The organism is Roseobacter insulae (assembly GCF_019375555.1).
Taxonomy (GTDB): Bacteria; Pseudomonadota; Alphaproteobacteria; order Rhodobacterales; family Rhodobacteraceae; genus Roseobacter; species Roseobacter insulae.
Genome location: NZ_JAHXDN010000003.1, coordinates 562,755 through 573,784, shown reverse-complemented (window position 1 = coordinate 573,784; position 11,030 = coordinate 562,755). Strand labels below are relative to the sequence as shown.

General features: G+C 59.1%; 11 protein-coding genes. 1 reads left to right on the top strand and 10 read right to left on the bottom strand.

Features of this window, described 5'->3' with window-relative positions; genetic code table 11:
- Nucleotides 1-354 precede the first annotated feature (354 nt).
- Nucleotides 355-1,188, top strand: a complete 834-nt coding sequence (locus KX928_RS14255) for a 3-oxoadipate:acetyl-CoA acetyltransferase (RefSeq protein ID WP_219503788.1) — start codon at nt 355-357, stop codon at nt 1,186-1,188.
- A 5-nt stretch (nt 1,189-1,193) separates the two neighbouring features.
- Here the strand turns inward: KX928_RS14255 and phoB are convergent, their stop codons facing one another.
- The 10 genes from phoB to gmk all read right to left on the bottom strand — a co-directional run bounded on the left by phoB (nt 1,194) and on the right by gmk (nt 11,030).
- A complete protein-coding gene (gene phoB / locus KX928_RS14250; protein WP_219503786.1) occupies nt 1,194-1,883 on the bottom strand; it encodes a phosphate regulon transcriptional regulator PhoB in 690 nt (229 codons plus the stop codon).
- Between the two features lie 5 nt (nt 1,884-1,888).
- Nucleotides 1,889-2,596, bottom strand: a complete 708-nt coding sequence (gene phoU / locus KX928_RS14245; RefSeq protein ID WP_219503783.1) for a phosphate signaling complex protein PhoU — start codon at nt 2,594-2,596, stop codon at nt 1,889-1,891.
- A gap of 4 nt (nt 2,597-2,600) precedes the next feature.
- Nucleotides 2,601-3,398: a phosphate ABC transporter ATP-binding protein PstB gene (gene pstB, locus KX928_RS14240; protein WP_219503780.1), complete on the bottom strand. Its 798-nt coding sequence runs from the start codon at nt 3,396-3,398 to the stop codon at nt 2,601-2,603.
- Nucleotides 3,399-3,411: 13 nt separating this feature from the next.
- Nucleotides 3,412-4,776 carry a phosphate ABC transporter permease PstA gene (gene pstA / locus KX928_RS14235; RefSeq protein WP_219503777.1) on the bottom strand — a complete coding sequence of 455 codons (1,365 nt, stop codon included), beginning with the start codon at nt 4,774-4,776 and terminating at the stop codon, nt 3,412-3,414.
- A complete protein-coding gene (gene pstC, locus KX928_RS14230) occupies nt 4,773-6,260 on the bottom strand; it encodes a phosphate ABC transporter permease subunit PstC (protein ID WP_219503774.1) in 1,488 nt (495 codons plus the stop codon). Before pstC ends, pstA begins: the two co-directional genes overlap by 4 nt.
- A gap of 78 nt (nt 6,261-6,338) precedes the next feature.
- Entirely contained in the window at nt 6,339-7,379 is a 1,041-nt protein-coding gene (locus tag KX928_RS14225; RefSeq protein WP_219503772.1) for a substrate-binding domain-containing protein, read from the bottom strand.
- 216 nt (nt 7,380-7,595) lie between these two features.
- Nucleotides 7,596-8,657, bottom strand: coding sequence for an ATP-binding protein (locus KX928_RS14220; protein ID WP_219503769.1), 1,062 nt, complete (start codon nt 8,655-8,657; stop codon nt 7,596-7,598).
- Nucleotides 8,658-8,672: 15 nt separating this feature from the next.
- The gene (locus KX928_RS14215) at nt 8,673-9,860 is read right to left on the bottom strand and encodes a trans-sulfuration enzyme family protein (protein WP_219503766.1); all 1,188 of its coding nucleotides are present in this window, start codon (nt 9,858-9,860) and stop codon (nt 8,673-8,675) included.
- Between the two features lies 1 nt (nt 9,861).
- Nucleotides 9,862-10,389 carry a gamma carbonic anhydrase family protein gene (locus KX928_RS14210; protein WP_219503764.1) on the bottom strand — a complete coding sequence of 176 codons (528 nt, stop codon included), beginning with the start codon at nt 10,387-10,389 and terminating at the stop codon, nt 9,862-9,864.
- The gene (gene gmk / locus KX928_RS14205; RefSeq protein WP_219503761.1) at nt 10,386-11,030 is read right to left on the bottom strand and encodes a guanylate kinase; all 645 of its coding nucleotides are present in this window, start codon (nt 11,028-11,030) and stop codon (nt 10,386-10,388) included. The genes KX928_RS14210 and gmk overlap by 4 nt, the downstream gene beginning before the upstream one ends.

The window sequence follows — 11,030 nt, the reverse complement described above, 5'->3', positions numbered from 1 at the left end:
CTCCATGCAACTCTCTGTATTCGTAAAGAATTTGCACTTCGTTTGTGAATCCATCCGGCTACATTATTAAATTGTATAATCAGTATTATGTATTATTTAGGCATGGCCTATATCAAGCTGGTTTTACTTGGTATTCTCACCTTTCGGACTTGGAACCAGGATTGACTGCCCTCAGAACAAATCCCTGCGCCGGATTGGATCACTCTTCTTAAGGCATTCGGTTGAATTTGAGACGCTGTGCCGGTAGCAAGTCTTGTGAATGGCACGATGCGATCAAAAGTCTGACCCGTCCACATGGCCAACAAGACGTGTCAGGTTCACTTTCCTGCTTTGGCCGCATGAAACGGTTTACTCATGACTGATCCTTGTATTCTTTGCGTGGCAATCACCGGAAGCGTTCCGACAAAGGCTGCGAACCCGGCGGTTCCGATCAGCGTCTCGGAACAGATCGAGAGCACGCATGAGGCGTTCGAGGCTGGCGCGTCGATCTGTCATGCCCATGTCCGTAACGCGGATGAAACACCATCCTCGGATCCGGATAAATTTGCAGCCCTCAAGGAAGGGTTGGAGAAACATTGCCCCGGCATGATCATTCAGTTTTCGACCGGTGGCCGGTCCGGGGCTGGTACGGCACGGGGTGGCATGTTGCCCCTGCGGCCGGATATGGCATCGCTATCGGTGGGGTCAAACAACTTTCCGACGCGGGTGTATGAGAATCCCCCCGATTTGGTCGAGTGGTTGTCCGGCGAGATGCGCACCTATGAGGTGACACCGGAAATCGAGGCCTTCGATCTGTCCCACATTCTGCACGCGATCAAGATGCATGCGGCAGGAAAACTGCATGGACGGCTCTACGTGCAATTCGTCATGGGGGTCAAAAACGCAATGCCTGCTGACAAGGAAGTTTTTGATTTTTATGTAGAAACAATGAAATCCCGGGCGCCTGACGCCGCATGGTGTGCTGCTGGGATCGGCCCGGCCCAGATTGAGGTTAACGAATGGGCCATCGCCGCCGGCGGACATACGCGTGCCGGTCTCGAAGATAATGTGCGTCTTGACCGCGACACCCTGGCGCCATCGAATGCGGCGCTGATCCGGCGTGCCGCCGAGCTTTGTGAGAAATACGAGCGGCCCGTGGCAACTTGGCAGCAGGCGCGGGAAATCCTGAAGCTGCGACCCGCGGCCTGAGGCCCCTACCCCAGCGCGTATCCCGCACCCCGGACCGTGCGCAATGGATCGGACCCGCCGTGCTGTGTCAGGGCCTTGCGCAGACGCCCGATGTGCACGTCAACCGTGCGGGTATCCACATAGATATCGCGTCCCCAGACCCGGTCCAGAAGCTGCTCGCGCGAGAACACGCGCCCCGGCTTCTCCATGAAAGTCGACAGAAGCCTGAATTCGGTCGGGCCAAGTTTCAGTTCGCTGTCACCGCGGTTGACCCGGTGACTGGTCGCATCAAGCACGATGTCCTCATACTCCAGTCGCTCGCCTGACGCCGCAGGACGCACACGCCGCAATTGGCTGCGCACCCGTGCCATCAGTTCGATGACGGAATAGGGCTTGATCACATAGTCATCCGCGCCGGTTTCAAGGCCGCGCACCCGGTCGACCTCCTCGGACCGGGCCGACAGCATGATAATCGGGATGCTGCGCGTCTCTGACCTGATCTTGAGACGCCGACAGACCTCGATGCCGGAGAGGTTGGGCATCATCCAGTCCAGCACGATGACATCGGGGGCCGTTTCGTCGACAAGCATCAGCGCCTCTTCGCCGTTTTCGGCCCGGCTGACGGCAAAGCCTTCGGCTTCGAGATTATAGGCCAGAACCTCCCGTTGAGCAGGTTCATCTTCGACGACCAGAACACGCGGTTGATCGGCAGACATGCGACTTACCCTTCAGCTACCAATGATGTTTTGTCGGCCTTCGGACGGTCGTCTTCAGGATGCTCGCCGGTCACCAGATACACAACCTGTTCAGCGATGGAGGTGACATGATCGCCCATGCGCTCGATATTTTTTGCGATGAAATGCAGGTGCATACAGGCGGTAATGTTGCGCGGATCCTCCATCATGAAGGTCAGAAACTCGCGGAAGAGCGCATTGTACATCTGATCAACATCTCGGTCATGGTTGATGACATCCATCGCCAGTTCCGCGTCCCGCTGGACATAAGCATCCAGCGCGTCTTTCAGCATTCTCTCTACCTCACGCGCCATGCGGCGCAGCGCTCCGGTGCCGTCGTCCACCGGGGCCATATGCGACAGAACCCCCGTCCGCTTGGCCATGTTTTTTGCATAATCGCCAATACGTTCGAGGTTGGCGCTAATCTTGATGACGCTCAGGATCAGGCGCAGGTCGCGTGCTGTCGGTGCCCGCAACGCAATTACCCGCGCGGCCTCCTCGTTGATCATCTCTTCAAGCTCGTCAATGGCGCGGTCACCCTTGCGGACTTTTTCCGCCAGTTCCTCGTCGCGCGTATCGAGAGACAATGCGCCATCCCGGATAGAGGCTTCGACCAACCCCCCCATTTTCATGATCTGTGCCTGAATGGCTTCGAGGTCGCGGTCAAATGCCGAAGCAATGTGTTGATCTTGCATGATGTTATCCAATCCGACCAGTGATGTAGCTTTCCGTGCGCGGGTCCTCGGGGTTGGTGAAGATCTGCCCGGTTTCTCCGTATTCGACAAGGTTGCCGAGGTGGAAGAAGGCTGTCTTCTGGCTGACCCGGGCCGCTTGCTGCATGGAGTGCGTTACAATGACAACAGAATAGTTCTGACGCAACTCGTCGATGAGTTCTTCGACCTGCGCGGTTGCGATCGGATCCAGCGCGGAACAAGGTTCATCCATCAGCAGGACCTCGGGCTCGGTGGCGACTGCCCGGGCAATGCACAACCGTTGCTGCTGGCCACCTGACAGGCCGGTTCCAGGAGCCGCAAGGCGATCCTTGACCTCGTTCCAGATCGCCGCGCGACGCAAGGCGCGTTCCACGATGTCATCGAGGTCGGACTTGTTTTTGGCCAAGCCATGAATGCGCGGACCGTAGGCGACGTTATCAAAAATGGATTTTGGAAACGGGTTCGGCTTTTGAAACACCATGCCGACCTTGGCGCGCAATTGCACCGGGTCAACCGCCTTGTCGTAGATGTCTTCACCATCAATACGAATGTCACCTTCCACGCGGGCGACATCAATTGTATCGTTCATCCTGTTGAGACAGCGTAAAAAAGTGGACTTGCCACACCCTGACGGTCCAATGAAGGCGGTGACGGTTTTATCCTGGATATCGACATCCACATCCTTGATGGCGTGCGTGTCTCCGTAATAGACCTGAACCCCTTTCGCGGCGATTTTGATGGCGTTGGCGTCCACGTCTCTCTCCAGTATTCTCATGTCGTTCATTTGTTGTCTCCCCCTACCAGCGGCGCTCGAAACGTCGACGCAGGATCACGGCGATGGTGTTCATGGTGATCAGGAAGACCAGCAGGATGATGATGCCCCCCCAGGCCCTTTCGTAGAAGGCCGGATCCGCCCGCTTCGCCCATTCATAGATTTGCGCAGGCATGGCGGAATTCGGGTCCAGCAGACCACTGGCAATGCTGTCGGGCGGATTCGAGGCTATGAAGCCGACCATCCCGATCAACAGCAGCGGCGCCGTTTCGCCCAGAGCCTGCGCCAGACCGATGATCGTGCCGGTCAGGATGCCGGGCGCGGCCAGCGGCAGCACGTGGTGGAAAACGGATTGCATCTTCGAGGCGCCGACACCCAGCGCGGCATCGCGGATGGAAGGCGGCACGGCTTTCAGCGATGCCCGCGTTGAAATAATGATTGTCGGCAGGGTCATCAGGGTCAGCACCAGCCCCCCTACCAGCGGCGCAGAGGTCGGCAGGTGCATGTAGTTGATGAACACCGCGAGGCCAAGAATGCCGAACACGATGGACGGCACCGCCGCAAGGTTTGAGATATTGACCTCGATAATATCTGTCAGCCAGTTCTTCGGCGCGAACTCCTCCAGGTAGATCGACGCGGCCACACCGATGGGCAACGCCAGTGCCAGAACAACCAGCATCATGAAGAAGGATCCAATCATCGAAACCCCCATGCCAGCCGCCTCTGGTCGGGCATCCGAACTGTCCGCGCCAATGATGAAGGCAAGGTTGAAACGTTTTTCGATGGATCCGCCTTCGATCAGCTTATCAACAAAATCAAGTTGTTCTGCGCTGATGTTCTTGTCGTTTGCAATGCTGTCGCGGCTCACCCGCCCCTTGAGGTAGCCGTCAACGCGGCTGGAGGCGAGAAACTCAAACTGCTGCGTGGTGCCGATCATCGAAGGGTCCGCCAGTACGAAATCGCGAAGCTGTGCAGGCGCACCGGCGGACAGGATGCCGGCCATCGCCTTGGGCGAAAGCTCTGTTTCAATGCCGTTCTGCGCAATCTTGTCTTCGAATGCTGTCCGCAGGAGTGGCGCATATCCAAAGGTCGAGACTTTGCGCAGATCATTCGGATCGCGGTTGCCCTTCTTGTCGAGTTTTTCGGCCAGCAGCGGCACCTCCAGCGTAACGAAGGTCTGCTGGAAGGCGCCGGTGCCGCGGGAGATGATGTTGAAGACCAGGATGATCAGCATCAGCATGCCAATGGAAATGGCGACCACACCATAGGCTTTGAACCGTTTTTCGGCCGCATTGCGTTTGCGGGTGCGGGCGTCCTGCACCAGCAACGAGCCCTTGCCTGACAACGGTGTCATGGCAGGAACGGACGAGGGGGTGGTTGCGTCGGTCATTCGTATTGCTCCCGGTACTTGCGCACGATGTAAAGGGCGAGGACGTTCAGGCCCAGTGTCAGGACAAACAGCGTGAGGCCCAGTGCAAAGGCTACCAGCGTTTCGGGGCTGGCAAAATCGGTATCCCCGGTCAGCTGGCTCACGATGCGCGTTGTGATGGTGGTCATCGCTTCCAGCGGGTTCAGCGAGAATTTGGCGATCGCCCCGGCCCCCAGCACGACAATCATGGTTTCACCAATCGCGCGGGACGCGGCCAGCAAGACCGCCCCCACGATCCCCGGCAGGGCCGCGGGCAGGACAACCTGGCGGATGGTCTCGGATTGCGTGGCCCCGAGGCCGAAGGAACCGTCCCGCATCGCCTGTGGCACCGCGTTGATGATATCGTCGCTCAGCGATGACACGAAGGGGATCAGCATGATACCCATGACAAGCCCGGCTGTCAGAACGGCCGTGGCGCCGCTCATCCACTCAACGCCAAGCAGGCCCTGATCTCCACGTCCGAATATGCTGACCAGTGCCGGGCCCACCGTAAGCAGGGCGAACAATCCATAGACGATGGTCGGGATCCCGGCGAGGATTTCCAGCAGCGGTTTGGCGGCAGAGCGGACTTTGGGCCCGGCATATTCGGACAGGTAGATCGCCGCGAAGAGCCCGATCGGAACGGCGACGAGCAGAGCGATCACCGAAATGTACAATGTGCCCCAGAGCAGCGGCAGGATCGACAAGTCACTGTCACCGCGAAAGTTGGGTGCCCAGCTGCCGCCGAAGAAGAAATCGGTCCAGGAATGCAGGCGGAAGAAGTTTATACTCTCAAACAGCATCGACAGGACGATGCCGACAGTGGTCATAATGGCCAGCGATGCGGCAAGGATTAACAACGCCAAAGCGCCCCGTTCCACCGTGTTACGCGCTCTGAAATCGGCCTTCGACACGACAATCGACACTGCCGCGCCGATAAATGCGACGCCCAGTACAACAACAGCCATCCAGAAGGCGCCGACACTGGAAAGCGTGCGATATTCCTGCGCTGCAAAAAGAACTTCCGGTTCGACATCCGACCCGAGCGCGACGCCCACCTCTCCCAACAAGGCGCGGATATCCCGGGCTTCAGATCGTATGTTATCTGCTTCGGTGTCGGTGATCGCACCCTGCGCCACGGCGATGTCCAACCCTTCGGCCACGCGGCGCACATCGCTCATCACCAGCCCGCGCGAAGACCCTTCTTCGACGATGCGCTCGGGGATGAGTTTGAAAACTGAATTTTCGATCATCATCGGCTGTGCCAGCAGCCAGATAAGCATGATCCCCAGGGCTGGCACCGCGGTGAACATCGCGGCATTGTACCCGTAGTAGTTTGGCAGGGAGTGCAGCAGCCTGACATCGCCGTTGGCAGTTGATTTGGCCTTGCTTTTCGCTGCAAAAAACGCGGCGATGGTCAGTACCAGAACGGCAAGGACGACATATCCGGTCAAACTAAGTGCCATACGGCCCACCCCAGTTTTGTGGTCTCAGTAAAGTGTCGGGGGCAGCGAGAACTGCCCCCGGGGGCGTTTGGCACCGGCTCAGGAGTTGCCGCCCAGAACCGCTTCTTCGGAAACAAGGGATTGCGTTTCTTCGAGCTTGGGGTCTGCAACGAGACCGTATTCGGACAGCGGGCCATCCGGGCCGGCGATCTCGTCCGCCACGAAGAACTCAGCGTATTCCTTGAGGCCGGGGATGACGCCGATGTGGGCTTTCTTGATGTAGAAGAACAGCGGGCGCGACACCGGGTATTCGCCGGTTGCGATGCTCTCGGTCGAGGGCGTGATACCACCCATCGTTGCCACTTGTAGCTTGTCGGTGTTGTTTTCGTAGAACGCCAGACCAAAGACGCCGATGCCGTCCTTGTTGCTTTCGATGCGCGCCAGCGTTTCGGTATAGTCACCGTCGATATCGACCGATTTACCGTCTGTACGCAGCGCAATGCAGGCTTTCTCGGCGGCTTTCTTGTCGTCGCCGTTAGCCGCTTTCAGCACGTCAAACGCACCGGTTTCTTCGCAACCTGCAAGGATCACCTTGTCTTCGAAAACTTCGCGTGTGCCGTGCTTGGTGCCGGGCACGAACGCCTGGATCGGCTGATCGGGGAATGCGGTGTTCACCTGGTTCCAGTTTGTGTTCGGGTTGGGCACCATTTCACCGTCGACCAGGATGGTGTCGGACAGAGCAAGGAACCAGTCCGAAGGTGTGAATTCAAAAGAATTGCCCGCGATGTCCGAGGCGAAGACGATCCCGTCATAGCCGATGCGGACTTCGATGATGTCGGTTACGCCGTTTTCGGCGCAGGCTGCAACTTCTTTTTCTTTGATTCTGCGCGAGGCGTTGGCCACGTCGATGGTGTTTTCGCCGACGCCTTCGCAGAAACGTTTCAGGCCAGCGGACGAACCACCGGATTCAACAACCGGTGTTGGAAATTCAAAGTTTTCGCCAAAAGCTTCGGCGACGATCGACGCATAGGGCAGCACGGTAGAAGAGCCGGCAACTTGGACCTGATCACGCGCGGCAGCGGTGGTTGCGGACAACGCCGCAATGGCCAGCGCGGATGTTGTAAGTTTTACGAACGACATGAGATCTCCTGTCACTTTCATTTCGAATCTGATCACCTCCGTGGCGATCTTGACCGTGTGGTACGGGCCGCACACTATGCTTTTGTGACAGATTGGTAACAGTTTTATGACAGTGAGCGCGGTGATTTTACATCGTGTTCAAAGTGTTGATTAACAAGGATTAAATGACCCGCTGTCAGATGGCAGAAAACGGATGAGGTGGTTGCGACGGCAAGTCTATGACTCGGTGGTTGGAACTGCCGGACCGCTTTGTATCGGTAATACTACCGTGAATTGAGACCCCTGCCCCAACTCGCTTTCCACCCGCAGCCGACCGCGGTGGCGGTTGATGATGTGTTTGACGATCGCGAGGCCCAATCCGGTACCCCCCAGCGCCCGGCTGCGATGGCTGTCCGCGCGGTAGAAGCGTTCGGTGAGCCGGGGCAGGTGAATCGCATCAATGCCCGGACCGTAGTCGATGATCTGCACCCGGACACCCGGGGCGCGCAGTGCCGGATCGCGATCTGTTTGCGTGATGCGCACACTCAGACGTTTGCCCGAGGCCGCGTATTTGATCGCGTTTTCCACGAGGTTGGTGAAGACCTGCATCAGCTGATCGGCATCCCCGATCAGCTCAACCGGAGCGGGGCCGAATTCGGGTTCGAAGGTCATTCCGGCCTCATCTGCCAGCGGCTTCAGCGTGCGCAGGACCGACGACAGGATGTCGGTCAGGTTGACCAGATCGCGTGGGCGGACACGTTCGTCCCCCTCGACACGGCTGAGCGACAGCAGGTCACCGACAAGGCGGTTCATCCGTCCCGCTTCACCTTCCATGATGGTCAGGAACCGGTCGCGCGCCGCGGGGTCTTCGCGCGCCGGGCCGCGGAGCGTTTCGATAAACCCCATCAGCGCGGTCAGAGGCGTGCGCAGTTCATGGCTGACATTGGCCACGAAGTCGCGGCGCATTTGGCCTGCCTGTTCCAGATGGGTCACATCGATAAAGCACAAAAGGATCGCGCGCAGATCTGGCACCACCCGGGCGGTGACCTGAAAGGTGGTGTCCTGAACCCCGTCATTGGCAAGATATTGCGACACTCTCGGACGGCTGTCGCGGAGCACCGCCTCAATTGTGTCGAGCAGGGCTGGCTGCCGCAGCATCGTGACGTAGTTGCGCCCGGTGATGCCCTGCCCGATCAGGGTGCAGGCTTCGGCGTTCGCCGCAATAATCCGCTCCGCCCCGTCGATGACCAGCGCCGGAAGCGGCATGGCGGTCAGCAGATCGTCGAGCGTATTGTCCATACCGCTCTGCCCTGATCAATTGCCGGTGGCCGTGGTGACGGCCTGCTCGAACACAGTGCAGAGCGTGCCGGGATCCTCCAGTCCGACGGATACCCTGAAGAAACCTTCGGACATCCCCAGTGCCGTTCTTTTTTCAGCTGTGAGCGCCCGATGTGACGAAGAGGCGGGATGAGAAAGTGTGGTGCCGACATCGCCGAGCGTGGGCGCAAAGCTCAGCCCGTCCGCGGCGCGCGTGAAGGCATTGGCCACGGCGCGGTCGCCGTCCAGTTCAAAGCTGACCATGTTGCAGAACTGGCCCGAGAGCAGTGCGTCGGCCCGCACATGATCGGGATGGTCGGCGCGCCCGGGGTAGATGACCCGCTTCACGCCCTTAAGGGAGGCCAGATGGTCGGCCAGCCGCGCCGCGGTGGATTGCGCACGATCGAACCGCAGATCAAAGGAGAGCATGCCGCGCTCGGCCAGCCAGCAGTCAAAGGGGCTTGGGTTCATCCCCGCGGTGACCGTGAATACCCGCAATCTGTCATTGAGGGCACGGTCGCGTGCCGCCACGTATCCCAACATGACATCGGAATGGCCCGCAAGCAGTTTTGTAAGCGAGTGGATTACGACGTCCGCGCCCCATTCAAACGGTCTGAAGGCGCGGGGTGTGGTGAATGTATTGTCCACGACAAGCAATAGGCCTGCCTCCTTCGCCAAGGCGGACAGCCCCGCGACATCAGCCACCTGCAAGGTCGGGTTGGAGACTGCTTCGATCAGGATCATCCGCGTCTCGGGGCGGATCGCGGCGCGCATCGCCGCGATATCGCCTGGATCAACCATCGACGTGGTGATCCCCAGACGCGGCAAATCCTCGGTCATCATGCGCAGGGAGCGGCCATAAAGCTGGTTGCCGCCGATCACGTGATCGCCGGTCTGCGTCACCCCCAGCAATACAGCCGATACCGCGGCCATGCCCGAGGACGTGACAACGCCGGGGTTGGGTGACGCTTCCATCCGGTCGATGCGCCTGCCCACCACATCCGCATTGGGGTGGCCTTCGCGCGCGTAGGTGTACCCATGAAGGTCGCCCTGATACTGCTGGTCGAGCATATCAGGCGTCTCGGACGCGTAGACGACGGAAGCGCTCAACGGGGTAACCACCGGGCGACTGGCACTCTCAGGGAGCGCGTCGGGGCGCACCAAAGATCCTGTTTCGTTTTTCATATCAGCCTTTTACGAGTCGAAGTTCATTTCGGAAAAAGCGCATGTTATCGCGGTAATGCGCAGCAGAGGCAGCCAGTCCGGCAATGGCCTTCTCGTCCAGTTCGCGCACGACCTTGCCCGGAACACCCATGACAAGACTGCCGTCGGGGATTTCCTTGCCCTCGGTGATCAGCGCGCCTGCCCCCACCAGACAATTGTTACCGATCTTCGCACCATTGAGCACAGTGGCCCCCATGCCGATCAGGCTGTTGTTACCGATGGTGCAGCCGTGCAGCATAACCTTATGCCCGATCGTGCAATCCTGCCCGATGGTCAGCGGATAGCCTGCATCAATGTGAAACACGCAGTTTTCCTGCACGTTGGACCCGCGCCCGACCCGGATTTCCTCGTGATCGGCGCGGATTGTCGTGCCGAACCAGACAGACGCACCCTCCTCCAGCACGACTTTTCCGATCAGGTTGGCACCCGGTGCGACCCAGGTGTCGGCATGCAGTTCAGGTGTGCTGTCTCCCAAAGCATAGAGTGTCATGACAATTCCTCGAATTCGGATTGCAGATGCCGTACGTGCTCGGTCAGGCCGGGCATCTGGCTGCGGCGCAGTCGCGTTGCGGCTATGATGGTCTTCAGTTGTGCTTCGGTAGCATCAAGATCATCGTTCACCAGCACGAAATCATAAGCGCCCCAGTGACTGATCTCGTCCCAGCTTTTTTCCATCCGGCGCGCGATGGTTGCAGCATCATCCTGCCCGCGACTCTCAAGACGGTTGCGCAATTCCCGGATCGAGGGCGGCAGCAGGAAAATCGACAGCGTGTGCGCGCCGAGGGCGGAATTGGTGATTTGCTGAGATCCCTGCCAGTCGATGTCGAAGAGCACGTCGCGCCCCTGCGAGATGGCGGTCTGAACGGGCGCGCGGGGCGAGCCGTAGAAGTTCCCGAAGACATGGGCGTGCTCCAGCATACCTTCATCCGCGACCTGTGATTTGAAATCAGCCTCGCTGACAAAGTAGTACTCCCGGCCATGCTCCTCACCGGGGCGCGCCGGGCGTGTGGTGGCGGAAATGGAAAACTCGATCTCCGGATCCCAGTCGCGCAGCCGGCGGGCCAGAGTCGATTTGCCGGCGCCCGAGGGGGAACTGAGAATGATCAAAAGGCCACGGCGTGTCGCGGTCAT

Excerpts from the sequence above, each read along its gene's own strand:
- KX928_RS14255 (WP_219503788.1), top strand. The coding sequence starts at position 355 with ATGACTGATCCTTGTATTCTTTGCGTGGCAATCACCGGAAGCGTTCCG.
- phoB (WP_219503786.1), bottom strand. The coding sequence starts at position 1,883 with ATGTCTGCCGATCAACCGCGTGTTCTGGTCGTCGAAGATGAACCTGCT.
- phoU (WP_219503783.1), bottom strand. The coding sequence starts at position 2,596 with ATGCAAGATCAACACATTGCTTCGGCATTTGACCGCGACCTCGAAGCC.
- pstB (WP_219503780.1), bottom strand. The coding sequence starts at position 3,398 with ATGAACGACATGAGAATACTGGAGAGAGACGTGGACGCCAACGCCATC.
- pstA (WP_219503777.1), bottom strand. The coding sequence starts at position 4,776 with ATGACCGACGCAACCACCCCCTCGTCCGTTCCTGCCATGACACCGTTG.
- pstC (WP_219503774.1), bottom strand. The coding sequence starts at position 6,260 with ATGGCACTTAGTTTGACCGGATATGTCGTCCTTGCCGTTCTGGTACTG.
- KX928_RS14225 (WP_219503772.1), bottom strand. The coding sequence starts at position 7,379 with ATGTCGTTCGTAAAACTTACAACATCCGCGCTGGCCATTGCGGCGTTG.
- KX928_RS14220 (WP_219503769.1), bottom strand. The coding sequence starts at position 8,657 with ATGGACAATACGCTCGACGATCTGCTGACCGCCATGCCGCTTCCGGCG.
- KX928_RS14215 (WP_219503766.1), bottom strand. The coding sequence starts at position 9,860 with ATGAAAAACGAAACAGGATCTTTGGTGCGCCCCGACGCGCTCCCTGAG.
- KX928_RS14210 (WP_219503764.1), bottom strand. The coding sequence starts at position 10,389 with ATGACACTCTATGCTTTGGGAGACAGCACACCTGAACTGCATGCCGAC.
- gmk (WP_219503761.1), bottom strand. The coding sequence starts at position 11,030 with ATGACCGCGACACGCCGTGGCCTTTTGATCATTCTCAGTTCCCCCTCG.